The 25,961-nt window shown below is 34.6% G+C and carries 25 protein-coding genes; 10 read left to right on the top strand and 15 right to left on the bottom strand.

What is annotated here, in order from left to right:
* The first annotated feature begins 17 nt into the window (after nt 1-17).
* On the top strand, nt 18-704 hold the full coding sequence (gene mutH / locus ACYIAL_RS04795; protein WP_483751117.1) for a DNA mismatch repair endonuclease MutH: 687 nt from the start codon (nt 18-20) through the stop codon (nt 702-704).
* A gap of 408 nt (nt 705-1,112) precedes the next feature.
* On the opposite strand, the gene nrdB is transcribed toward mutH, so the two are convergent.
* The 5 genes from nrdB to ACYIAL_RS04770 form a co-directional block, all read right to left on the bottom strand.
* Nucleotides 1,113-2,243 carry a class Ia ribonucleoside-diphosphate reductase subunit beta gene (gene nrdB / locus ACYIAL_RS04790; RefSeq protein ID WP_483751126.1) on the bottom strand — a complete coding sequence of 377 codons (1,131 nt, stop codon included), beginning with the start codon at nt 2,241-2,243 and terminating at the stop codon, nt 1,113-1,115.
* Between the two features lie 145 nt (nt 2,244-2,388).
* Nucleotides 2,389-4,674: a class 1a ribonucleoside-diphosphate reductase subunit alpha gene (gene nrdA / locus ACYIAL_RS04785; RefSeq protein ID WP_483751116.1), complete on the bottom strand. Its 2,286-nt coding sequence runs from the start codon at nt 4,672-4,674 to the stop codon at nt 2,389-2,391.
* 1,107 nt (nt 4,675-5,781) lie between these two features.
* Complete coding sequence (locus ACYIAL_RS04780) at nt 5,782-7,134, bottom strand: hypothetical protein (protein ID WP_483751115.1); 1,353 nt, start codon at nt 7,132-7,134, stop codon at nt 5,782-5,784.
* A gap of 528 nt (nt 7,135-7,662) precedes the next feature.
* A complete protein-coding gene (locus tag ACYIAL_RS04775; RefSeq protein WP_483746923.1) occupies nt 7,663-9,042 on the bottom strand; it encodes a hypothetical protein in 1,380 nt (459 codons plus the stop codon).
* Nucleotides 9,043-9,329: 287 nt separating this feature from the next.
* A complete protein-coding gene (locus tag ACYIAL_RS04770) occupies nt 9,330-10,673 on the bottom strand; it encodes a replication-associated recombination protein A (RefSeq protein WP_483751114.1) in 1,344 nt (447 codons plus the stop codon).
* Between the two features lie 173 nt (nt 10,674-10,846).
* Here ACYIAL_RS04770 and lolA point away from each other — a divergent pair, with 173 nt between their 5' ends.
* From lolA to ACYIAL_RS04750, 4 genes are all read left to right on the top strand, one after another.
* On the top strand, nt 10,847-11,443 hold the full coding sequence (gene lolA / locus ACYIAL_RS04765; RefSeq protein ID WP_160430249.1) for an outer membrane lipoprotein periplasmic chaperone LolA: 597 nt from the start codon (nt 10,847-10,849) through the stop codon (nt 11,441-11,443).
* 329 nt (nt 11,444-11,772) lie between these two features.
* A complete protein-coding gene (locus ACYIAL_RS04760; RefSeq protein ID WP_483751113.1) occupies nt 11,773-13,014 on the top strand; it encodes an oligosaccharide MFS transporter in 1,242 nt (413 codons plus the stop codon).
* Nucleotides 13,015-13,052: 38 nt separating this feature from the next.
* Nucleotides 13,053-14,171, top strand: a complete 1,119-nt coding sequence (locus ACYIAL_RS04755; RefSeq protein ID WP_483751112.1) for a glycoside hydrolase family 172 protein — start codon at nt 13,053-13,055, stop codon at nt 14,169-14,171.
* Nucleotides 14,172-14,194: 23 nt separating this feature from the next.
* On the top strand, nt 14,195-15,193 hold the full coding sequence (locus tag ACYIAL_RS04750) for a LacI family DNA-binding transcriptional regulator (protein WP_483751111.1): 999 nt from the start codon (nt 14,195-14,197) through the stop codon (nt 15,191-15,193).
* A 26-nt stretch (nt 15,194-15,219) separates the two neighbouring features.
* On the opposite strand, the gene smpB is transcribed toward ACYIAL_RS04750, so the two are convergent.
* Nucleotides 15,220-15,702 carry an SsrA-binding protein SmpB gene (smpB, locus tag ACYIAL_RS04745; protein WP_065581660.1) on the bottom strand — a complete coding sequence of 161 codons (483 nt, stop codon included), beginning with the start codon at nt 15,700-15,702 and terminating at the stop codon, nt 15,220-15,222.
* A 33-nt stretch (nt 15,703-15,735) separates the two neighbouring features.
* Between smpB and ACYIAL_RS04740 the strand changes: the two genes are divergently transcribed.
* Genes ACYIAL_RS04740 through ACYIAL_RS04720 form a run of 5 tightly spaced genes read left to right on the top strand, consistent with a single transcriptional unit; the run spans nt 15,736 to nt 17,653 of the window.
* A complete protein-coding gene (locus ACYIAL_RS04740; protein ID WP_174797043.1) occupies nt 15,736-16,200 on the top strand; it encodes a type II toxin-antitoxin system RatA family toxin in 465 nt (154 codons plus the stop codon).
* A complete protein-coding gene (locus ACYIAL_RS04735) occupies nt 16,197-16,499 on the top strand; it encodes an RnfH family protein (protein ID WP_483751110.1) in 303 nt (100 codons plus the stop codon). The genes ACYIAL_RS04740 and ACYIAL_RS04735 overlap by 4 nt, the downstream gene beginning before the upstream one ends.
* A complete protein-coding gene (zur, locus tag ACYIAL_RS04730) occupies nt 16,492-16,926 on the top strand; it encodes a zinc uptake transcriptional repressor Zur (RefSeq protein ID WP_160430258.1) in 435 nt (144 codons plus the stop codon). Before ACYIAL_RS04735 ends, zur begins: the two co-directional genes overlap by 8 nt.
* On the top strand, nt 16,914-17,270 hold the full coding sequence (locus ACYIAL_RS04725) for an EamA family transporter (RefSeq protein WP_483751109.1): 357 nt from the start codon (nt 16,914-16,916) through the stop codon (nt 17,268-17,270). The genes zur and ACYIAL_RS04725 overlap by 13 nt, the downstream gene beginning before the upstream one ends.
* Nucleotides 17,270-17,653, top strand: a complete 384-nt coding sequence (locus tag ACYIAL_RS04720) for a DMT family transporter (RefSeq protein ID WP_174797041.1) — start codon at nt 17,270-17,272, stop codon at nt 17,651-17,653. The genes ACYIAL_RS04725 and ACYIAL_RS04720 overlap by 1 nt, the downstream gene beginning before the upstream one ends.
* Before the next feature lie 294 nt (nt 17,654-17,947).
* On the opposite strand, the gene ACYIAL_RS04715 is transcribed toward ACYIAL_RS04720, so the two are convergent.
* From ACYIAL_RS04715 to ACYIAL_RS04675, 9 genes are all read right to left on the bottom strand, one after another.
* A complete protein-coding gene (locus tag ACYIAL_RS04715; RefSeq protein WP_174797040.1) occupies nt 17,948-18,163 on the bottom strand; it encodes a DUF4177 domain-containing protein in 216 nt (71 codons plus the stop codon).
* A gap of 366 nt (nt 18,164-18,529) precedes the next feature.
* Entirely contained in the window at nt 18,530-18,934 is a 405-nt protein-coding gene (gene mutT, locus ACYIAL_RS04710; RefSeq protein ID WP_065638513.1) for an 8-oxo-dGTP diphosphatase MutT, read from the bottom strand.
* 119 nt (nt 18,935-19,053) lie between these two features.
* The gene (gene secA / locus ACYIAL_RS04705; RefSeq protein ID WP_483746928.1) at nt 19,054-21,786 is read right to left on the bottom strand and encodes a preprotein translocase subunit SecA; all 2,733 of its coding nucleotides are present in this window, start codon (nt 21,784-21,786) and stop codon (nt 19,054-19,056) included.
* An 80-nt stretch (nt 21,787-21,866) separates the two neighbouring features.
* Nucleotides 21,867-22,211, bottom strand: a complete 345-nt coding sequence (locus ACYIAL_RS04700; RefSeq protein WP_483751108.1) for a hypothetical protein — start codon at nt 22,209-22,211, stop codon at nt 21,867-21,869.
* A 207-nt stretch (nt 22,212-22,418) separates the two neighbouring features.
* Entirely contained in the window at nt 22,419-22,958 is a 540-nt protein-coding gene (gene hxlB / locus ACYIAL_RS04695) for a 6-phospho-3-hexuloisomerase (RefSeq protein WP_483746930.1), read from the bottom strand.
* Between the two features lie 134 nt (nt 22,959-23,092).
* Nucleotides 23,093-23,545 carry a PTS sugar transporter subunit IIA gene (locus ACYIAL_RS04690; RefSeq protein WP_483746931.1) on the bottom strand — a complete coding sequence of 151 codons (453 nt, stop codon included), beginning with the start codon at nt 23,543-23,545 and terminating at the stop codon, nt 23,093-23,095.
* Between the two features lie 10 nt (nt 23,546-23,555).
* Nucleotides 23,556-23,840 carry a PTS sugar transporter subunit IIB gene (locus ACYIAL_RS04685; protein ID WP_483746932.1) on the bottom strand — a complete coding sequence of 95 codons (285 nt, stop codon included), beginning with the start codon at nt 23,838-23,840 and terminating at the stop codon, nt 23,556-23,558.
* Complete coding sequence (locus tag ACYIAL_RS04680; RefSeq protein ID WP_483746933.1) at nt 23,837-25,204, bottom strand: PTS galactitol transporter subunit IIC; 1,368 nt, start codon at nt 25,202-25,204, stop codon at nt 23,837-23,839. Before ACYIAL_RS04680 ends, ACYIAL_RS04685 begins: the two co-directional genes overlap by 4 nt.
* Nucleotides 25,205-25,222: 18 nt before the next feature.
* A complete protein-coding gene (locus ACYIAL_RS04675; RefSeq protein WP_483746934.1) occupies nt 25,223-25,744 on the bottom strand; it encodes an RpiB/LacA/LacB family sugar-phosphate isomerase in 522 nt (173 codons plus the stop codon).
* Nucleotides 25,745-25,961 lie beyond the last annotated feature (217 nt).

The following is a 25,961-nucleotide window of genomic DNA, read 5'->3' as shown; positions in this document are numbered from 1 at the left end:
ATTTAAATTCCTCAGTAATGATATTATCTATTCCGAAAAGTGAGCAAGAGCTATTAAATCGTGCACAGTTAGTTGCTGGATACTCTTTTGGTGAAATAGCACAATACTTAAACATCACTATACCCGCTAACTTAAACAAACAAAAAGGTTGGGTAGGTAACCTTATTGAAACGTTTTTAGGTGCAAATGCAGGTAGTAAAGCTGAGCAAGATTTTGCTAATCTTGGTATAGAGCTAAAAACGATTCCTGTTGATAAGCAGGGTAAACCATTAGAAACCACCTTTGTCAGTGTCACGCCATTAATGGCTAATCATGGTGTTATTTGGGAAACAAGCCATGTTAAATACAAGCTTGCCAAAGTACTTTGGATCCCAATAGAGGGAGAAAGAACAATTCCACTTTCACATCGAAAAGTGGGGAAACCTATTTTATGGACACCAACCCAAGAACAAGAACAACAGCTAAAACAGGACTGGGAAGAGTTAATGGATATGATAGCGCTAGGGCATGTTGAAAAAATTACGGCTCGATATGGCACTTATTTACAAATTAGACCTAAAGCAGCCAACGGGCAATCTTTGACCGAAGCAGTGGGTGAAAATGGGCAAATTATTTTAACGCGTCCACGCGGGTTTTATTTAAAAAAAACGTTTACGATGCAAATTTTGCAAGCTTCAATGTGTAGTGCCGACCAAGGTAGATAAGCTATGAGTAGATTAACTTTAAATAATTTAATCTGTTAATATTGCATCAGCGGCGTTATTGTTGGCTTAAGTTGTGGTGTTAACTACTATTAAGCTAGATTATTCGGATGATTATTCAACACCGAGCGCGGTGACTGACATACATTTATGCAGTGATCTTCAGAAAGCTTGCTTCAATAGCATCACACCAATGAAATATAAGGCAATAAAACGCGCAGCATTATTTTCTTTGTCGTGTTTTATACTTACGGTGGGCTATTTACAAAATAAAGATAATAAATATCTTGGTGTCATTCAGTTTTGCCATCAAGCAACAGTTGGTTATCATTTTGATTCTTTATTAAAAAGGAACAATAATTTGTTCCTTTTGTTAAAAAGTTTCAGGAAAGTATGCGTTTGAGTATAAAATTATAATGTAAAATCACTTAAATCATCTTCATTAATTTCAGCATCAATTTGTCCGACTAAATATGAGCTCATTTCAGCTTCTTGCGGTGCAACTTGTACATTATCAGACACTAACCAGTTATTAATCCATGGGATTGGATTGGATTTGACTTCAAATGGTAATTTTAGCCCGACTGCTTGCATGCGGATATTAGTAATATACTCAACATATTGGCATAATATATCTTTATTTAAACCAATCATTGAACCGCCCTCAAACAGGTACTCGGCCCACTCTTTTTCTTGATTGGCAGCTTGTAAAAATAGATCATAACAATCTTGTTCGCACTCTTTGGCAATTTCTGCCATTTCGGGATCATCTTCACCACTACGCAGCGTATTTATCATAAACTGTGTGCCAGTTAAATGTAGAGCTTCATCACGAGCAATCAGTTTGATGATTTTTGCGTTGCCTTCCATTAGTTCACGCTCAGCAAAGGCAAATGAGCAGGCAAAACTGACATAAAAGCGAATGGCTTCAAGCGCATTGACGCTCATTAAGCACAGATAAAGTTTCTTTTTCAGCTCACGTAAATTAATGGAAACGGTGCGATTATTAATGGTATGCTTGCCTTCACCAAATAAATTATAGTAACTGGCATAGCTAATAAGGTCATCGTAATAACCTGCAATATCACCTGCGCGTTTTTGAATTTCTTTATTGGTGACAATATCATCAAACACAACCGATGGATCATTAACAATATTGCGAATGATATGAGTATAAGAACGTGAGTGAATGGTTTCTGAAAACGACCAGGTTTCTACCCAAGTTTCAAGTTCTGGAATTGAAATCAGTGGCAGTAATGCAACATTGGGACTACGTCCTTGAATGGAATCGAGTAATGTTTGATATTTTAAATTACTAATAAAAATATGCTTTTCGTGTTCAGGAAGGTGTGAATAATCAATACGATCTTGTGATATATCAACTTCTTCTGGTCGCCAGAAAAACGAGAGCTGTTTTTCAATCAACTTTTCAAACATCTCATATTTTTGCTGATCATAACGTGCAACATTTACCGATTGTCCAAGAAACATCGGTTCTTTGAGTTGATCATTATGCACATGCGAGAAAGTACTGTAATTCATACTCATAAAAGAACTCCTACTAATTTATCGTTGCTTTTACCGCTACCTTCCGACAGTGTAAAAGGTAAATTAAATGGGGGAATGACTTGTTACCCCCCATAAAAACTAAGTGTTAGCGTGTAGCTATTTTTTGTTTTAACAATGGCTAAATCTTACAAGCGCCACCTTCGCAACCATCATCGTTTTTAGTCAGTGCTATATCACCCTGAATATCTTCAGCACCATCGCGGGTATTGTGATAATAAAGTGTTTTTACGCCAAACTTATAAGCAGTTAATAAATCAGCCAATAATTGTTTCATTGGAACTTTATCATTTGGGAATTTAGTCGGATCATAATTGGTATTAGCCGAAATTGATTGGTCAATAAATTTTTGCATAATTCCCACTAAGTGCAAATACCCCGTATTATTAGGAATTTGCCAAAGTAGCTCATAGAAATTTTTTAGCCCATTATAATCTGGCACAACTTGCTTTAAGATACCATCTTTCGAAGCTTTAACACTAATAAACCCTCGTGGTGGTTCTATGCCGTTTGTTGCATTGGATATTTGTGAAGATGTTTCTGATGGCATTAATGCCGATAAAGTTGAATTACGCAGCCCATACGCTTTGATAGATTCTCGTAGTGATTCCCAATCATAATGTAAAGGCTCTTTGGTAATAGTATCTAAATCTTTTTTGTAAGTATCGATTGGTAAAATGCCTTGCGCATAGGTTGTTTCGTTAAATAGTGGGCATGCTCCCTTTTCTTTAGCAAGGTTATTAGAGGCTTTTAGCAAGTAATATTGCATGGCTTCAAAAGTACGATGCGTTAAATTGTTAGCACTACCATCAGAATATTTAACGCCATTTTTTGCTAAATAATAAGCATAGTTAATGACGCCAACGCCTAATGTGCGACGATTGATTGAAGAGTTTCGAGCTGCAGGAACTGGATAATTTTGGTAATTGAGTAGTGAATCAAGTGCACGTACAGTTAAGTCAGCAAGCTCTTCAAAATCATCTAATGATTCGATTTTGCCAAGGTTAAAGGCCGACAACGTACAAAGTGCAATTTCCCCGTTTTCATCATTGACATTATTAAGTGGCTTGGTAGGTAGCGCAATTTCCATGCATAAATTAGATTGATGAACAGGCGCCAATTGAGCATTAAATGGACTGTGGATGTTACAGTGATCGACATTTTGGATATAAATACGCCCCGTTGATGCGCGTTCTTGCATTAATAATGCAAAAAGTTCAACCGCTTTAACCACGCGTTTGCGAATATTAACATCTTGCTCATATTGCTGATAAAGCGTTTCAAATTTATCTTGATCAGCAAAAAAAGCCTCATAAAGTCCGGGTACATCTGATGGGCTAAATAGGGTAATATTTTCGTTTTTGATTAACCGTTGATACATTAATTTGTTGATTTGTACCCCATAATCGAGATGACGAACACGGTTTTCTTCAACCCCACGGTTGTTGCGTAAAACTAATAAACTTTCGACTTCTAAATGCCAAAGAGGATAAAAAACGGTTGCAGCGCCACCTCGAACACCACCTTGCGAACAAGATTTAACAGCTGTTTGGAAGTATTTATAAAATGGAATACAGCCAGTATGGAAAGCTTCACCATCACGAATTGAGCTGCCTAAAGCACGAATTTTCCCCGCATTGATGCCAATTCCGGCGCGTTGCGATACATATTTTACAATCGCACTTGCTGTTGCATTGATTGAATCTAAGCTATCATCACATTCAATTAATACACAAGAACTAAATTGGCGAGTAGGCGTACGAACACCTGCCATAATAGGAGTTGGCAATGAAATTTTAAAGGTAGAAACAGCATCATAAAAACGTTTAATATAGTTAAGGCGTGTTTCTTTAGGATAGTTAGCAAATAAACAAGCTGCGACTAAAACATATAAAAACTGTGCGCTTTCATAAATCTCGCCAGTAACACGATTTTGTACCAAATACTTCCCTTCAAGCTGTTTGACCGCAGCATATGAAAACGACATATCTCGCCAATGGTCAATCATTTTGTCCATTTGATCAAACTCTTCTTGGGTATAATCTTCAAGTAAATGTTTATCGTAACGTTCACTGTCGACCAATTTTTTAACATGTTCGTATAGTGATGGAGGCGTAAATTGGTTATATGCTTTTTTACGTAAATGAAAAATGGCCAAACGCGCTGCTAAATATTGATAATCAGGGGCTTCTTGTGAAATAAGGTCGGCAGCCGCACGGATTATTGTTTCATGAATATCCGATGTGCGAATACCGTCGTAAAATTGAATATGTGAACGCAATTCAACTTGAGAAACGGAAACATTTTCTAAACCCTCAGCCGCCCACGCAATAACCCGATGAATTTTATCAAGGTTGATTGGCTCTTTTTTTCCATCTCGTTTTGTTACTAATATTGATTTATTCATTCTTCCTATCGACTCAAATTGTAAAATTTATTGTTAGCTATAATAATTGATAATTATCAAAATATACAATATATAGTACCTATTAATTAATTTATTACTATATATAGTGTGTTTATTAATCAGCAATATTAATTTATTAACTAAAATCAAGCCTTATTTGTAGGAAAATGCTGAGTTGCTTATACTTAGTAATTACAATAACCCTCTAAAAACTTATAAGGCGTTTTCACCATAATTGTGCAATGCGGTTAACCCTATTATAAAGAGAATAAATTGCTTAAACTTTTATTTTTATCCTTTGAATCCTAACTGATGCTTATCCAACGTTTTAACAAATAGAGACTGCAATTCCCAATGGTTCACGAAACGGTATAGAATCCTGAATATTTTTTACAAAAATATAACCTAAAAAACGAACACCATATCTTTATTAAAGTTGCTATCGCTTTCGGCTTTCCTATTCGTTTATGAGCAGGGGAGATTTTGTAAATGTTTTGATTGATATGATAGTTATCATACGTTTTAACAAATAGAGACTGCAATTCCCAATGGTTCACGAAACGGTATAGAATCCTGAATATTTTTTACAAAAATATAACCTAAAAAACGAACACCATATCTTTATTAAAGTTGCTATCGCTTTCGGCTTTCCCATTCGTTTATGAGCAGGGGAGATTTTGTAAATGTTTTGATTGATACGATGGTTATCATACGTTTTAACAAATAGAGACTGCAATTCTCAATGGTTCACGAAACGGTATAGAATCCTGAATATTTTTTACAAAAATATAACCTAAACAGTAAACAGTTAAGTACATACCCTGTCTGTTTTAATGTTTTATATTCAGAAGATTTTTTAACGTTAATCTGATGGTTTTATAACGTTCCTTGTTACTGGTTAAAGATTTGATTTGTTTGGCTTAGACGATAATTAATATTTTATGATTATTTATTTCCAAGGTTTCTAGCTTTCGTGCAAACAAGGAGAGCATTGCTTTATGCATCAATAAAAGAAGATAATTCAAAAATATAAAATAAAAATTAGTAGAATTATAAAGATCTACATATTATTAATGTAGATCTTTTGGATACGTTTAATTAAAAGTTTTATTTAACAGAAGTACAAATACCATTTTTGTGTTCAGTTTCTCCTCGGCAATGATATACCGCATTGTAAGTGTGTAAATCACAGTATTTTTGTTCAACAGTGTCATACAGCCAAATACGTCTAAAAGAATTATTCTGTCTAGGTCCAGCCGCCCAGGAACCGGGATAAGCTTTTTGATTTGGATCGCCCCATTCGCCTAATAATGTACCTATTTCCCGAGTGTATCTTGCTGAGTTACCCATTGGAGCATTACTTACTTCATCGGCATAACTTACACGATAATTACCATCTAATTCTCCACATCCAGAAACTATTTGTTCAGCACTTCCCCTATTGGCCATTGATTGACCTATTAAATTTTTATCCCAACCGCTGAACCATTTGGTAATAGTAAATGGGTATTGAATAATTCTGTCTGTAATTTTATTTTTTCCTTGAATGATAACTGTATATCCATTATTTGAGCCCATAATATGCTGCCATGCTGTGCCGGTATTCATTGCCTCTGCTGTATTAAACATCACAGTAACAATATCGGCATTACTAGAAATAGTGACAAGTTTATCACCCTGTACAACTTTCCACACATAATGTTGAGCAAGCCCTTTTTGAGCTAATAAAAGATCAAATTGAGCACCATAAAAAGCCGTGGTTGGAAAGTTTGTACTAGCGTCAATATTAGACTGAGTTAAGAATCCATAGTTTTTGTTCCATTGATCTTTTGCACTTGCTTCTGCTTGTGAAGGCGCAAGCTCAGGTTTTGCATAACAAATGCCTGAGTCTTCTAATACAGTATAAATTTTAGATGGATGCGTGACGATATTTTCATTGGGATATTCGTTAGAATTGGGAATGCCATATTTTGATAATAATATTAAATCAGCAGATATTTTTATTTTATAAGGCCCTAATTGCCCTTTTTGTGCTAATGAGCAAAAAGTTTCATTATCTGCTGGCATAAATTCGACTAATTGGTTTGATGAATTTGTATAATACCAAATCATTTCTGCTTTTTGTTTTGTGACAAGCGAATCTAACTCATCACCCTCAAGATCAACGTATTGCTCATCATTAGGTTGTTTTAAAGTGGCTATTTTAATATGGTTTTTAAACGGATAAGCAGTAGAAAATGGAGCACGGCTCACTTCATCGCCATAATAATTTTTTTCATCAATAGCTAAGCCAAAAAGATTTAAGTCATCAATATGTTTTTCAACAGTGATAGATAATTTGGGTTTAGTTCCTTCAATCATATTGGAGGTTTGTGTTGATAAAACGGCATAACTTGTTGTAAAGTGCAATAAGGATATTGTACATGTGATTGTTTTAACATATTTTTTAGCTATATTCATTATTATTCCATTATTTATTATCTTTATTTAAAAACAATCATTGTGACTTTAATCAAGATTTTTGATTTAGAATTTAGATAGAAGTTTGTCTAGCATAGGCGCTTTATTTGATATAAACAAATCATTTAATTTGATCAATTTCCATATGGACAATTAATCATATATATCAATGACACTTAATTTGATCGGTTAAAACTTTTTTTGTTGGGAATTAATATTAAGATAAAAAGTGTTAATTTTTTTAATTAACACTTTTTAATCATTAGGAAATCCAAAAATGATTAAGATGCCTCTTAATTTTAGAAAATTCTTTTTATACTTAGAACAATAAGAATTGTTCATTTTTTGGCGATGTTCTTTTATACTTGAAATCAATATTATACTACTCAGTCACAAAGTAACATAACTTTTTTGCTGAAGTATCCTCTACAAGATGACACTATTTATAACGACGCCGATTAATATCATATGTCGACAAAGCGCTATATACTATCGAGTAAATGTTCTAGAATATTAAATTAATAGTATTTATTTAATAGCAATACAGACAGCATTTTTACCCTCTTTTTCTGTCCGGCAATGATACTTAGCGTTATAAGGATGTAAGTCGCAATAGCTTTGCATAACTGTATCATATACCCAGACTCGTTGATAAGTACGATTTTGCTGCTTTTTACCAGTAATTTTTGCCGCCCAAGAATTCGGGTAAGCCTCTTGAGAAGTATATCCCCATTCACCTAATAATGTGCCTATCTCTCGAGTGAAAATTACAGAATCTTGTTTACCAAGTACTGCATTACTTACTTCATTTGCATAACCTATACGATAATGACCATCTAATGATCTGCATCCTGCAATAATATCTTCTATACTTCCTTTGCTAGCTTGAGGTAAACCAATCATTTTTTTATCCCAATCAGTAAACCATTTAGTAATGGCGAATGAGTATTGAATAATATTGCCTGTGTTTTTATTTTTTCCTTGAATGATAACAGTATATCCATTTTCAGACTTGATAACATTTCGCCAAGCAATACCTGTGTCCATTGCTTGACGAGTATTAAATTTGACAGTGACTACATCGGAATTATTAGAAATAGTGACAAGTTCACTCCCTTTCACGAGAGTCCAATCATAATTCTTAGCAAGCCCAGGTCTAGCTAATAAAAGGTCAAATTTAGCACCATAAAAAGCCGTTGTTGGAAAATTTTTACTTGGGTCAACTGTAGATTGAACTAAAAACCCTTTGTTTTCAACCCATTGATTTGCTTTACTTGCCGTTGCCTCTACAGGCTCTAGCTCTGGTCTTGCGTAACAGATTCCTGAATCAGAAATTATTGTATAAGTCATCGATGGTTGTTTGGTAACTCTCTCATTTGGGTATTGATTAGTAAACGGAATACCATACTTAGAAGTTAAAATTAAATCACTTGATATTTTTATCTTATATGGACCAAATTTTCCTTCTTTTGCTAAAGAACAAAAGGTATCGAAGTTTTTCGGTATAAATTCCACCAATTGATTTTTATCATTTGTATAATACCAAACCATTTTCGGTGATGTTTGTGTAACAAGATACCCTAATTCATCACCGTCAATATCTAAATATTGTTCTGTATTAGGTTGTTGAATTGGCGCTATTTTAATTTGATTTTTAAACGGATAAGCCGGTGATATGGGAATTTGAGCGATCTCGTTGCCATAATAATTTTTGCCACCAACGTTAAGTCCAAATAACGATAATTCTTCTATATGTTGCTCAATAATCGGTGATAATAATGGCGCTGTTCCTTGAATTTCTTTAGTGGTTTTGGCTGTTAGGTTTGCGTAACTCATTGTACTAAAAATGAATGGGCTTAGCCCAGTTACAATTCTATTTAAATTTTTTTGGGTTATAATTTTACTCATACTACTCTTTTCTACTTAATATTATTTTGTTTCTACTTAAAATTATTCATTACATATCGCCTTAAATTTTTATTTAAAATTTGCATTTGATAAAATGAAAAAATTAACCTAAACAGTATATATGAATTGATTATTGCAAAAATAATAGTTATTTTCTATTAAATAATTAGTTAAGATCTTTTGAAAATTTTTACAAATATTTATCAATACATGTATTAGAGATATTAAATATTCAAGAAAAGGTGGTGCAATAGATGAAAGGAGATAAACCCAAACACACCACAAAATTAGCTATTTTTTTTAGATTTGTAACGCTGAACTGAGCTAATGCTGTTTTGTTCATCTATCCATGCTAATTTATCAGCATAATTCTTTTCAGCACCACGTGTTGTAGGGTGGTAGTATTTTGTATTGGCCATTTCTGGTGGAAAGTAATTTTCTCCAGCAGCAAAAGCATTAGGCTCATTATGAGCATAACGATATTCCGCTCCATACCCTAAATTTTTCATTAAGTTAGTTGGTGCATTACGTAAATGTTCGGGTACATCGTAATCTGATTTAGATTGGGCATCACTCATTGCTTGCTTAAACGCAAGATAAACGGCATTACTTTTTGGTGCACAAGCCAAATAAACAATCGCTTGGGCAATTGCGCGTTCACCTTCAGCAGGACCTACGCGCGTAAAACAATCCCACGCGGCTAGTGCTACTTGCATTGCTCTTGGATCGGCATTGCCGACATCTTCTGAGGCTATCGCTAATAATCGACGTGCTACATAAAGCGGATCACCACCAGCTGAAATAATCCTTGCATACCAATAAAGTGCGGCATCGGGTGCTGAACCCCGAATCGATTTGTGGACTGCTGAAATTAAATCGTAAAAACGGTCTCCTTGATTATCAAACCTAGCGCTGCGTTCCCCCATTACCTCTTTGAGTAATTCTGGTGTAAGCGCATGACCATCAGACATATCAACCAATAATTCAAGTGTATTAAGTGCACGCCTTGCATCCCCTCCTACAAATTCAGCAATCTGTTTTTTGGTTTCTTCGGGCAAAAGAATATCTCGGTTACCGTAACCACGGTCGGGATCATCCATTGCCTGTTGTAAAATTTGTTCAATCTCGTAGTTGGTTAATGATTTTAGCAGATAAACTCGTGCGCGCGATAGTAAGGCGGAATTGAGTTCAAATGATGGGTTTTCGGTCGTAGCGCCAATAAATGTTATGGTACCGTTTTCAACATAGGGTAAAAAAGCATCTTGTTGGCTTTTGTTAAAGCGATGAACTTCGTCAACAAATAAAATAGTGCGAATGCCGGCTTGTTGATTAATTTTAGCGCGTTCAATCGCTTCGCGAATGTCTTTTATACCAGATGTAACGGCAGACACTCGTTCAACTTTTGCATTGGCATGATGAGCAATAATTTCAGCTAATGTTGTTTTGCCGGTGCCAGGTGGTCCCCAAAGAATCATTGAGTGCAAATTACCCGCTTCAATAGCTCTGGGCAATGGTTTTCCTTTCCCTAATAAATGGGTTTGCCCTATATATTCTGACAAGGTGCGAGGACGCATTCTTGCCGCTAAAGGCTTAAACTCATCAGTGGTAAATTCAAAAGACATACTCGGCATGGTACACTATATTTAGTTTTTGCAATATGAAATGTATTATATACTCGTTAATCAATAAGTGAAAAAGAAAATAGTTTTCCCCATAAAACGAAACACGGTAATATTTTTCACCAACATTTAGCTTATTAGAATACAGTTATTAGCTAACAAATAGGCAGACATAAGGATTTATCATGAAGAAATTTTTATTATTGGTAGGATTATTGTTTAGTGCATGGACAGCTTGGGCAGGCGATAAAGAAGTTTTACAACAGCGTCTAGATAAAATTGATGGGTTTTATGCACAGTTTTCGCAAGATGTAAAAACTATCGATAATCAACCCGTTCAACAGGGTAAAGGTGATTTATGGGTGACTAGACCTTATTATTTCAATTGGACCATGAACGAGCCAGATGTAACATCAATTATTTCCGATGGAAAAAATATGTGGGTTTATACGCCCGCTGTTGAACAAGTAACTGTAATGGATTTAAAAAAAGCAGTTGATAATCGTTTAATGTTACTTATTACTGATAGTCATAATTCAATATGGAATGCTTATAACGTTACACGTAAGCAAAATTCGTTTACACTAAAAGCCACCGATGGTTCTAATCAAGACTTTATTATTTCGGTTTTACCAACTGGGATGATCTCAAATTTTACGATAATTGAAGAAGATGGACAACGCAGTTTTTATGATTTGTCTCGACAAAAATTAGGTAAAGTATCATTAGACAAGTTCAAGTTTACACCACCAGCTGGTGTGACTATTGACGATCAACGTTAGTTTGTTGTGTTATCGTGAAATGAATCAAAATATAATGTATTGGCGTTATTTAGTGTACAAAATAACGCCAGTTAGATTGTAAAATTATTTTCCTATCGGTTATATTAAAGCTTAGCCAATTTCAATATTTTGTTTCTTTCTATAAATTTTTCAAACTTTTCTATAGTAACTTATCAATTTAAGAGCTATGTATTATACACAATAGCTTTCCTTATCTATGTTAATTAAATAATTTTGATATTGATCACATTTATCCAATAAACCTTTTAAAGCTAAATTTTTAGCTCTGCATACTCAATTGCAGTGCTTCACTCTTTATAGGATAAATTATGACAAGTGCATTTTATAACAAGCCGACTTATTGGTTCGCTTCCTGTTACAGTTTTATGTATTACGCTGCAGGTAGTTTTGTTTTTTCGTTTTATGCCATATGGCTAAGTAAGGAGATTGGCTTAACAGCAAAACAGACTGGTATTATTTATTCATTTAATTACTTTGTTTCGCTCATTATTATGATTGTGTATGGTGTTTATCAAGATAAATTGGTGTTGAAAAAACATCTTATCTGGTTTCAAAGTATTATTATCACATTAGCCGCGCCTGCATTAATTTATGTTTATGAACCGTTACTAAAGCATAGCTTTTACATTGGTGTCATCTTTGGTAGTTTCTTTTTAGGCTTTGGTTGGGTTGCAGGGATGGGGTTAATTGACTCTTACTGTGAAAAAATCAGCCGCGCTTTTGGTTTCGAGTTCGGTCAATGCCGCATGTGGGGTTGCATCGCTTATGCAGTAGGAACCTTTATTGCCGGTATTTTAATTAGTCTTAATCCGCATCTAAATTTTTGGGCTGCATCGGGTGTAGGTATCTGCTTTATGCTACTTAATCTCAATTTTAAACCCGATTTAAATCAATCATCAGAAGTTGTCTTCCAACAAAAAGACAAGCTAAGTTTTAATGAAATTATATCAGTCTTTACACTGAAAAAATTCTGGATATTTGTTATCTATGTACTTGGAACTTATAGTCTTTATAATATTTATGATCAACAGTTATTCCCTGTTTATTTTACTCAGCAGTTTGACGATATCAATGATGGTTATCGCTTATATGGCATATTAAATTCTTTTCAAGTTTTTTTAGAAGCGGCGGTCATGTTTTGTGTTCCATTTGTTGTAAATCGTGTGGGAGCAAAAAACGCGTTAATTTTTGCTGCGTTTATTTCAGCTTCTCGTATATTCCTTACTGGACATGTTAATAGTATTGCGATTATTTCTGTCATTAAGCTTATGCACTGCTTAGAAATTTCTACCATTTTAGTCTCGGTATTTAAATATATTGATATTAATTTTAATGCCCGTCTTTCCGCAACTGTCTTTTTAATCGGTTATCAGGTGGCAGGCTCTGTCGGTGTTATTTTGTTTTCCACCCTGGTTGGTGATTTTTACGATACTGCCGGTGCGGCAACCACATTTAATCATCTTGGATTAGTTGTTTTAGGATTTATGATTTTTGCTATTTTCTTCTTAAATGGTGATAAAAAACAGAAGATACAAATAAAAAATAGTTAAAGAAAATTACATTTAATAAACGTTAGTAAGGATTCACAATGAACATATATAATTCAGTCACACAATTTCACTTTGAACAAACCAGAACCATTTCGCCTGAAAATATGACGGGTGAAAAAGGTCAATCTTGCATGAAAGCGAGCGCTTTAGGGCCAAGTCGTAAAGGGCAAGGTTGCATATCAATACCAGCAGGTGAAACAGTCACTATCGCTGAAATTACAGGACCTGCCGAAATTCGTCATATGTGGTTTACCTTAACAGATAGAACACATCGCGGTAGTTTTGTGTTACGTGATGTTGTTATCCGCATTTATTGGGATGATGAACTAGTACCATCAGTCGAAAGCCCTATCGGTGATTTTTTCTGTAATGGTTTTGGCGCAAGATGTGATATTAACTCCATGCCCATTGTAGTCAATCCAACCGGTGGATTTAATAGCTATTTTAGAATGCCTTTTAATAGAAAAGCGAGGATTGAAATTCAAAATGAACATGAAGCAGATTTACAGCATTTCTTTTTCACCATTAATTATGCCTTAATGCCAAAACCATTTGAAGCACCGCTTTATTTTCATGCTCAATGGCGCAGACAAAGAGTAACTAATTATGCCGAAGATTATGTATTATTAGATAATATCGAAGGTCATGGCTACTATGTTGGTACTTACTTAGCATTAACAGCCTTGGAACGTTACTGGTGGGGAGAAGGAGAATTTAAATTCTATCTGGATGATGATAGTCAATATCCAACTCAACACTCCACAGGCTCTGAAGACTATTTTGGTGGGGCGTGGGCGTTTCACAATCGTGATAGCCAAGGACGTCCGTCAGCTAAATGTTTTCAAACGCTATTTATGGGCTACCCTTATCAGACTAAGCGTGATGCAACGCGCGATTTTTTTCAAACTGGAGATGCAAATCCAGTACACGGTTTTGGTGACGATGCATTGCCTATGCATGGTTTATATCGTTGGCATTTACCTGATCCGATTGCATTTCACAAAAATATCAAGCTTACCTTTCAACAAATTGGTAATGATGATATAAGATTATATGAGCGTTGTGATGATATTGCCAGTGTTGCATATTGGTACCAAAATCCATCGGTTAACTGTAATCCAATATTTCCTAACAAACAGCTGCGCACTCCTCGTTGATATAAAAGGAAATAGTGATATCTATGGCGAGTAATAAATTAAAAATCAATGATATTGCTCGTTTAGCTGGCGTGTCGGCAACGACCGTCAGCCATATTTTTAATAAACGAGATAAAAAATATCGTATTTCACCACAAACACGGCAACGTGTATTATCCATTGCTGAGCAATACAGTGAACAGGCTCATATTCGTCAATATTTGGTTAAAGCAAATAGTACTGATACCATCGGTGTAATAGTACCAGATATGTCCAATTCTTTTTTTTCCATATTTTTGCACTATTTAGAAGCTTGTTTTAGGAAAAAAAACATACAATTATTAATTACTTGTAGTCATTATAATAAAGACATAGAAATTAAAGTGGCACAAAACTTAGTTGAACGAAAAGTCGATGCAATGATTGTTGTTACTTCATTAGATAGCGATGAGTTTTATATTGGTATTAATCAAAATATCCCTGTGCTATTTTTCGATCGCTATCTTAAAGATACACCATTGCCATTTATTACTAGTGAATCATTAAACTCGGTCGCTGAGCTAATTCAGCCGTATGCAAGGCAATTCGATGAATTTTATTTTATTGGATGTGACACACAGTTAACGTCCATTGAAGCTAGGCTTAAGGGATTTAAACAGGGTCTTAAAAATGTAGGTTTAACCATTAATCCACAATGGTTAGTCAGTGATAACTATTGCCCCAATAAAGGATATGAATTACTCAAAAATCTTCATAAAAAATTAGGAAGACTGCCAAAAGCTATTTTTACACCTTCATGTAATTTACTACAAGAAGTACTGAGCTATTTAGTTGAAGTGGACGCCAAACCACAACAGATCTGTTTGTGTTCTTATGATTATAATATTTATCTTAATTATTCTTACTATCCGATTGATGCTATTGCTCAAGATTTTCAAAGTATGGCTCATACTTGTGTTAATGTAATAGATGATTTACTTAACTTTAAAGAATTAAAAAACAATGCATTTTTTATCAAGCCACAAATTATACGCCACCGCTAAAACGATACTCTGCAAGTAACCATGTATTATCGATTGGCGTTTTTCATAATGCGCGCTTTATCGACTTGCCATTGACGCTCTTTAATATCTGTGCGTTTATCGTATTCTTTCTTACCTTTAGCAACACCAATTTTCACTTTTGCCCAAGCGTTCTTCCAATAAAGTGAAAGCGCAACAACAGTATAACCTTGGCGATTAATTTGACCGAATAATGAGTTTAGTTCTCGTTCATTTAACAATAATTTACGTGTGCGCATTGGTTCGCACACAACATGTGTTGACGCGACATTAAGAGGTGTAATAGTTGCACCAAAGAGCCATGCTTCACCATCTTTAAGTAAAACATAACTGTCACTAATATTGGCTTTTCCTGCGCGTAGGGATTTTACTTCCCAACCTTGTAGGGATAAGCCCGCCTCAATTTCCTCTTCAATAAAGTACTCATGGCGTGCGCGTTTATTTAATGCAATGGTTGCCGAACCTGGCTTATGTGATTTTTTCTTAGTCATAATGTGCGTTATTATAAAGTTACATGATATGATATGCCACTAATTTTAACTTTTTATTTTATTATTATGGCACACGTTTTTCACGAAGTTATCGAGCCTTATTCTGTAGAGCAAATGTTTTGCTTAGTGAATGATATTGCTCGATACCCTGAATTTGTTCCTGATTGTATCGCAACTGGTATTATTAGCAAACAAGATAATACGTACACAGCGTTTATTGAAGTTGAAAAGTTAGGCTTTAAAAAATCTTTCACTACAGTAAATCAGATTAATCAACCACATTCTATTGAGATAAAATTGTTTGAAGGACCATTTAAACACCTATCGGGAAGATGGCAATTTAGTTCACTCGGTGATAGCAAAAGTAAAATTAGTTTTAGTTTAGATTTTGAGTTTAAAAATAAGCTACTAGATATTGCTTTTTCTCCTGTGTTTAAAGAAGTGATGACGAGTATGGTTAATGCGTTTTCAAAACGAGCAAGGCAGATTTATAAATGATAAATATTCAAGTTGTTTATGCGTTACCAAATAACCCGACGATAATTAATTGCGATGTCGATGAGCAAACGAATGTCTTGCAAGCAATTACAAAATCCAATATCTTATCGTTATGTCAGATTAAACTAGATGAACATTTAATTGGCATCTATGGCAAACGTTGTGATCTCAATGAATTGGTTAAAAATGGTGACCGCATTGAAATATATCGACCTTTAATCAATGACCCTAAAGAAATAAGACGAAGAAAAGCGGCACAAAAAAATAATGACGAAAGGCAAAGGAAACCGAATGCATAATCTGCTCCTTGAAAAGATTGAAACTTTATGCAAAAAGCGGGGTATTAAACTGACAACGCAACGTCGAACAGTTTTAGATATTATGTTAACAGCAAATAAAGCGATGAGTGCCTATGATCTTTTAGATCTACTCAAAGTCAGTGAACCTCAGGCTAAACCACCTACAATTTATCGTGCGCTTGAATTTTTACTAGAGCAAGGTTTCATCCATAAAGTTGAATCTTCTAATAGTTATATTATTTGCCCACACTTTCAAGATCCACAGCATATTTCAATTTTATTTATTTGTGATAAATGTCAACAGATCATTGAAAAACATTCACAAGATATCGAACATCAGCTTAAGCAATTAGCACAGCAAAGTGATTTTTTAATCAAACATAGCGTGCTTGAAATACATGGATTTTGTCAGCAGTGTCAATCTTAATTATTATACTTTGGTTAATAAATATTGCCTGTGATACGATGGGACAAATTGCATTTAAGTATGCGGCAATCACCTCGAAAAATCAGCAAGGTTTGCATTATTGGCAAAAATTATTTGGTAATTTTTGGCTTTGGCTAGGTTTTGCCGCATACTTTATTGGTTTTATTTTTTGGCTAGCTTTTTTAAGTGAAGTCCCTTTGTCACAAGGTATTTTATTAGGATCATTTAATATTATTACGGTTATGTTGGCTGGGCGCATTTTATTTCAAGAACATCTTACATTATTCCGTATCATTGGAATATTTTTTATTACCACTGGTGTCGTTTTAGTCGGGCTTACATAATGAAAAAATTTTATATTATTGGATTTATTTTGCTACTATTTTTTGATACGTTTGGTCAAACAAGCTTTAAATTAACGGCATTATCGGCAATGCCACTTGAAGTGAGTGTCGATTGGTTAATTCGTGTTTTCTCTCATGGCTGGGCCTATTTAGTCATGCTTGGTTATACAGGCGCATTTGTCACTTGGATGGTATTATTAAAAAACGCACCAGTAGGCCCCGCTTTTGCCGCGTCTCATCTACAGGTGGTCACCGTGATGTTGGTTTCGGTTATTGCTTTTGATGAGCAAATTACCTTGACGCGTATGCTTGGCGGGTTATCTATCATTATTGGTATTGTTTTTTTGGCTCTAGCAGAACAAAAATTACAGCGTAAATCTTAACGCGTCCTTTTGCTTTTTTATAAAAATATGGTAGTTACTTGAAATTGCCTGTTGTTAAATAATATTGCTTTATTTAAAAAAGATTGATTGAGTTTATCTGATTTAGTGGGAATACAATACAATGAATAGATATATTGATTCCCAATTTTAACAATCGCTAATGTATTTCACTTTTTATCAGGCACGTATGAGTAAAAATGCCATTACCTTAAAAAAGACGAAATTATTAATCTAAAATATTCATGCTTTGAATGAATTCATTAAAAAAATAGGTAATGATATTCAGACTTTTATTTAACTACGTTCCCGTTCCATTACAATTAAATAGGCTTCTCTTTTCCAAAACAAGAACAAGCGGCGCATATCTTTTTCCATCGTTACTACGCGCCAACCATCTTGAGCATTTTTGTTTAAAAATTCTGAAAATTTAACTTCATTAGCATTAGCTGAGCCTAAAAGTAATGAAGACAATGCTCCTTCTTGAAAAACAACTACCTTATATTCTTTCATTATAATTAACACCTTAATTTTATTTAATTTAATTTAACACTATTTTTAATGGTAATTAACATCAAAAATTCGCGGCATTATATATTTTTTAACGCTTATTATCTAGCGAATAAAAAATTTATTTTACTTAAAAAGTTGCTATATTTAACCTGTTTTTTCCTTGTTTATTGTATATCACTTTAGATTATGTGCGGAAAATTCGGCCTGATAACAATGGAAATTAGCAAAGCGCTCTTAGTTGTGTAGCGCATTGATTTATAAAGGCGATGTTAGAACTGTCTCAAGTTAAAAACAGAAGAAATAGAAATGACAAAATAAACTAATCTTAATAAACAAAGCTGACAAAAATAAATACTAATAAATAGACTAGATTTGTTTATCCAAATTTTTTAGCATTTCGATAATCGGCCGATTGGCGTCAGGAAATTCGTCGGCATTCAAATCTTCTTGATCAATCCAACGGCTTGGTTGACCTTCTTTAGCGAAAGGAACACCATCCCATTCTTCAACTAAATAAGCATGAATTATGATATCACGATCATCATAACTGTGTTCAAAAACATCTAAGAATTGGGCTTGATGGATATAGATATCTACTTCTTCAGCAATTTCGCGTTGTAGGGTTTGATATGGGGTTTCTCCTGCCTCGATTTTTCCACCTGGGAACTCCCAAAAACCAGCAAGGTGAGAGTCTTCACCGCGTTGGGTGATAAAGATTTGACAATTTTGTGAACGAATAATACCTACAGCAATTTCAATATGTTTATTCATAATTCTATTTGCCTATGAGTAAAATTAGGGAAAGCAGCAACTCCCCCTATTTCAATTTATTGCCGATCCTAATCGACGTTTTAATCATCAACTTTGTGTGATGATACTAAATTTTTACCTTACTGAACAGCACCATGACAATGTTTATATTTTTTACCTGAACCACAAGGGCACGGATCATTACGTCCAACTTTAGCTTGAGTTCGCACCATTGGTTGTGTTGTGGCCCCGACTGTCTGATCTTCACCCTCGCCATTCATGGTGGTCACAGATTCATGACTAGCTTGTTGTTTAGCCATTAGTTTTTCCATTTCAGCAAGACGTTGACGTTCTGCTTCATCAACTTCTTCTTGTGAGCGAATTTGCACACGACTTAAAAGACCAATAACATCATATTTTAACGATTCTAACATGCCAGCAAACATATTAAAGGACTCGCGTTTATATTCTTGTTTTGGATCTTTTTGTGCGTAACCACGTAAATGAATACCTTGACGTAAATAATCCATAGCAGCTAAGTGTTCTTTCCAAAGCGTATCAAGTGTTTGTAGCATGACACTTTTTTCAAAGTGCCTAAATGCTTCAGCACCAGCAGTATTTTCCTTTTCTAAATATCTTTCTTGTGCCATTTGTAAGATACGTTCGCGCAATGTTTCTTCATGTAGGTTCTGCTCTTCATCTAACCATTTGGCGATGGGTAAATCCAAATCAAAGTCTGTTTTTAGCGCGGCTTCAAGTCCAGGGATATTCCACATTTCTTCAATTGATTGTGGTGGTATGTATTGGTCAATGAGTGTATTAAATACATCACCTCGGATCGAATCAATGGTATCTTTTATGTCGGCATTATCAAGTAAACTGTTTCGTTCACGATAAATTACTTTACGTTGTTCGTTAGCAACATCATCATATTCAAGAAGTTGTTTACGAATATCAAAGTTGCGACTTTCAACTTTCTTTTGTGCATTGGCAATGGCTTTAGTTACCCATGGGTGTTCAATGGCTTCGCCTTCTTTCATGCCCAGTTTACGCATCATGTTACCGACACGTTCAGAGGCAAAGATTCGCATCAATGGATCTTCAAGTGATAGGTAAAAACGTGAAGCACCAGGGTCACCTTGACGACCAGCACGACCACGTAACTGGTTGTCGATACGACGCGATTCATGACGCTCTGTACCTAAAATATAAAGCCCACCTAATGCAATCACTTCTTCGTGTTTTGTTTGCCAAACTTGTTTCGCTTTTTCGATATCTTCTTGCGTTGGATTTTCAATTTTAGCTATATCACTTTGCCAATTTCCACCAAGCATAATATCGGTACCACGCCCCGCCATGTTAGTTGCAATAGTAACGGCACCTTTACTCCCAGCATTAGCAATGATTTCAGCTTCTTGAGCATGGAATTTAGCATTTAACACATTGTGTTTAATGCCGGCTTTTTTAAATGCTTGTGAAACTAATTCTGATTTTTCGATTGATGCTGTCCCAACTAAAACGGGTTGGCCGCGTTTTACACATTCTTGTACATCAGTAACAATCGCGTTAATCTTTTCCTTTTCAGTCATATAGACAAGGTCAGATTGATCTTTTCGTTGCATTGGACGATTTGTTGGAATAACAATCGTATCCAACCCATAAATTTGATTAAATTCAAATGCTTCAGTGTCCGCAGTACCTGTCATCCCCGCTAATTTTTCGTATAAACGGAAATAGTTTTGGAACGTAATTGAAGCTAGTGTCTGATTCTCATTTTGGATTTTAACATGCTCTTTTGCTTCAACCGCTTGGTGTAAACCATCAGACCAACGACGACCATCCATGGTTCGACCAGTATGTTCATCCACGATAACTATTTCGTTATCTTTAACAATATAGTCAACGTCGCGATGAAATAAGTGATGAGCACGTAGGGCTGCATTAACGTGATGCATTAGAACAATATTACTTGGCGCATAAAGCGATTCATCACCTTTCATGATGCCTTGTTTAATCAATAGTTCTTCAACTTTAACTAATCCACGCTCGGTTAAATTAACTTGGCGTGATTTTTCATCAATGGAAAAATCTCCATCCCCTTGAAACTGTTCAGAGTCTTCTTTTTCTTGGCGAGTTAAATAAGGAATGATTTTATCAATACTAATATATCTTTCAGAACTATCTTCGGCCTGACCTGAAATAATCAGTGGGGTTCTTGCTTCATCAATTAAAATTGAGTCGACTTCATCGACTAAGGCGTAATGTAATGGACGTTGTACTCGAGCATCTTTGCTAAATACCATATTATCGCGTAGATAATCAAAACCATATTCATTGTTAGTACCATAAGTGATATCAGCATTGTAGGCTTCACGTTTTATTTGTGGTGGCATATTAGGTAAATTAATACCAACAGTTAATCCTAAAAATTCGAATAATGGACGATTATTTTCTGCATCACGCTGTGCTAAGTAATCATTAACCGTAACAACGTGCACACCTTTACCTGTTAGTGCATTTAAATAAGCAGGTAATGTTGCCGTTAAGGTTTTTCCTTCACCTGTGCGCATTTCGGCAATGCAACGTTCATTTAATACCATACCACCGATTAACTGCACATCAAAATGACGCATACCAAATACACGCTTACTTGCTTCGCGCACCACCGCGAAAGCCTCTTCCAAAATATCATCTAATTGGATACCTGCAGCAACCTTTTGTTTAAATTCTGTGGTTTTAGCTTTTAATTCTTCATCTGACAATGCTTCCATGGCTGGTTCAAGTGCATTAATTTTTTCAACTCGGTTACGCATGGTTTTTAAAACGCGATCATTGCGACTACCAAATACTTTTGTTAATAATTTTAATAACATAACTTTTCTCTTATTTTTTCAATGCGGATTTAAGGAATTAACCTTATATAAAAATTAGTTTTATTTGAGTGATAAGCTCATTAAACGGTAGCTTTAGGTCCAGCTCGTATGCCGTTATAAGGGGATAGTCGAATAACTTTACTTGGTGAAAGTTCAATACTATTAGGTATAACAAAAAGCGCTGCGATACATCGTTTTTGTAAATGTGATAGCGTTTGTGATTTTTTTCGCTCTACTTCTTGGTGATCTTGTACAATAGATGCAATTGCAATGATCCCAATTTGCGAAACAGGAGCTTCCGAAGGAAGCGCTTCATGTTGATATAAACCGAACCCAGCAGCCATTACACCTAACAATAAGTGAGATAACGCGGTTTTAATAATCAAGCATTTGCTGAGTTTTTGCCAATAATATATCATTGTCATAATGATGATATATTAGCATTTTTAGCAAAAATGAAAAACAATTATTACAAATGGTCATTTTTTATTATTTTTAATTTACATATGTATAAAATAAGCTTTTTACGGGGATTATTAAGTAATATGGATATAAAGCTAGTACGGTTATGATTATTTGATAAACGCCACTTATTTAAAAAAATAAGTGGCGTTTATCATATCAGTCAGGCGTTATTCTAAACTGGCATGGCGATGAGCCATATCATCATTACTATCTTTTTGTTGATTGCTCATGGTAAGAATGACTGTGTCAAAGATGACAAGTAACATTTGTTCAAAAAGGCTCCCCAGAGGTTGTTGGCTTATTTGTGATGTGGAATATTTATTACCAGATTGCAAAATAATATCAGGAGTTTGAATTTTTGCTAGTGTAGAATTAGGCGATGCACAGATAATAGCAAGATCAATAGATTGCTTTAGTGCAGATTCTGCTATCATATTGACACTGTTTGTTTCTCCCGATGCCGATGCTACAATTAATAAATCGCCCTGTTTTGTTGATGGTGTTGTCGTTTCGCCTACGACAAAGGCATTTAGCCCAAGTTGCATAAGCCTCATTGCCAAAGCTTTTAGCATAAGACCTGATCGTCCTGTACCATAAACAAAAATACGATCATGTTGTTGTATTTTTTGTATCAAGTTCGTAATATTTTGTTCCGTTAATGTTTTAACCGAACGATTTAATTCTTCAATGATTAATTGTGATTGCATTTTTTTTTCCTTATAAGGGCAATAGCCTGAACTATTGCCGAGATAAAAATATGCTATTATTTAACTTAAACTTTTATTTTTATTAGTAAATTGTTGTTAGTCATTTTCCAATAAAACTTTACCAAGATTGAAATTCATTTCGTATTTAATTGCTGAGCAATCAATTCTTCTGCTTGTAGACAACTTAAATGCTGGCACTGGGTAATAAAAATTTCGTTCTGAAATAAAGTAAATAGTTTTCTAAGTATCGATAAATGTTGATTACTAGTTGATAACGCCAAATTAAAGATTAAATGGCAAGTTACCATTAAGTCAGCATTTTCCATTTGCCTAAATACAATGCCTTTAGTCGAACGTACCAAACTAATAGCGTCAGATTTAACAAGTTGATAATTGGCATGGGGGATTGCAATGCCAATACCATTACTCATCATTAATCCCGTTGGATACTCTTTTTCACGATCTATGCATGCATTAATATAATCAGCATGAATATAATTTTTGGTTAATAAAAAAGAGCCCGATGAGCTTATTGCATCTTGATAGTTGTGAATACTTTCTTCTAAATCATGAACTAAAATAAACATAGTCGGCCTCTTATTTTGTTAGTTCTTGTTTAACCGCTTCGAATATAGTCTCTTCTCCTAGGCCAGTAAGTAAACCTGCACCGACAATAACTTTTGTTTTTATCTCAGGATTATCGATTTTGGTTGATGAGACGACCAAATCGTAGCTATTAAACGTATCTGCATTACATGCCATTAGTGATGATTTATCCACTTGTGCAGTTAAATTTTGTTCTTTTAAATAGTCTTGTAAAATTGAAACCATGATTGATGATGAAGCAATTCCATTTCCACATACCACTAATACTTTTTTCATTTTGAAACCTCGCTATTGATATTTGAATTTGTTTCTTTTTTCTTTAATAAATAACCAATTGATAACAAAATTAAACCAATCAACATATAACCTAATATGCCTACATGACTGATTGCGGCAAAAAGCCCTGTAAATGGATTTGCTGATGGGTTTAATGAGGTGTACATCACTGTTGCGTCTGGATTAGTACCAAATTTTTGGAATACTTCATTTGTTGAAGGTGTCATCCATGAAGCAATATATAAACCTCCACCAAACAAAAAAATGGATGTTATCCATGTTCGGAGAATGTTTCCTTTAAATACAGGTACCATACAAGCAATAAAGAATACAAATTGTGATAAATCTCCTAATGGCATCACCTTATTACCAGGTAAAATAACTGCTAAGATGACAATAACAGGGATAAGTAATAAAGCGGGAGCGATAACCGAAGGGTTACCAACGATTAATGCAGTATCCATGCCGACAGTAATGTCACGATTGGGAAACCGTTTAACTAATTTTTTTCGAGCTACATTTGATAATGGTACTAACCCTTCCATCATTATAGAAGTCATTCTTGGTAATAACAGCATTACTGCGGCTAAATACATACCTAATTGGAGACTTTCAATGATAGTTTTATATGGGGTTTGCCATGAATAACCACAGAATCCAAGCAATACTCCAATAATAAATCCAACCACAGTTGGATCACCGAGTACTCCAAAACGTTTTTGAATGGTTTCAGCTGTAATGCTAAGATTTTTGAAACCAGGTATACGGTCATAAATCCAATTAAACGGATAAGCAAAAATAAGATAGGTATTTGCTACAGGATGAGAAATCGAAACACCTTCTGGTAAATTATAAAATTTTTCATTATTTTTAGCACCAAGATCGGCGGCAATTAATGCCCATACGTGGAAAAGAGCTGCTGTTAATACACCATATAAAAAACTTCCTGAATAAACGCCAACAATAGCTCCCATTGATGCATTTTGGTGCAAGTTAAATACATCCACATTTACACAGTCAGTAATTTTCATAATAAGAAGTAATATATTAACAGCAACACATAATGGAATAATAATCGGCCCCATACTCGAACCGAATCCCATTACCGCTGTAGCCGCTCCACCAACATCAATTGCGCTAAGCGAAGATCCCGTACTTTCAGCAAGTCCTGTTACAGCTGGTGCCATTTTGTCAAGCATAAACTTAATGGTCATACTTAATGCAATAAAACCAATACCGACTTTCATTGCAGAAGATATACATTCAGAGATAGGCCGACCGAGTGCGGCCATAAATATTAGAAATATGATAGGAATAAAAATAAAATTGCCTAAATCATTAATAAATTGTGTGATCAGTTCCATAGGTGACTCCTTTGTTGATTACTCATCTGCTCTAAATCCCATATTCCATGCAACATGCATAGGTTTGACTAATAAAGCATTATCATTGCGTTCAGCTTCAAGTAGGTTTTTTTTAGAATTTTCTCGTGCTGTTTCAAAATTGAAAGGTTCATCAAGCCAAGCATCAATAATCATTTTGGTATATTCTAGTCCATTAGCTCGACAACCAAGCCCAATAATTTGTGCATTGTTACTTAGTCTGGCTCTTTTGGCTGAATAAGGGTTAGTTACAGCTGTTGCGCGAATTCCCCAATGTTTATTAGCTTGACAAGTAAAACCAATACCCGTTCCACAAATGTAAATTCCTAAACGGCAAACATCTTTTTGAATTAAAATTGACATTTCATCAGCTAACTTGGCAAAAGAGTTAATTCCATCTTCTTTAACCTTCACTGGGTCATAAACAATAACAGCATTTTTTTCTTGGATTAGGTATTGTTTTATTACTTGTTTGTATTCAAATCCAATATCGTCACAGGCTATAGCAATTTTGGTTTTCATTGGTTCTCCTTATTTATATTGATAACCAACTTTATAATTGGTTTTTGTTTGCAAGTCAATGTGATCAAAATCACAAAACAAATAATATATTGTTTTTAATTAAAATAAAAACCAATAAATATCAAATTTAAGTTGTTTTTTTACGGCAATTTTGAGTAGGGAATAGAAAGATTTAAGATAAATAAGGAATAAAATAAACTTTGCTGTAAAATGTCGA

The organism is Gilliamella sp. X-57 (assembly GCF_057063565.1).
The sequence above is the reverse complement of the archived record's forward strand: the minus strand, read 5'-3'. Positions and strand labels throughout refer to the sequence as shown.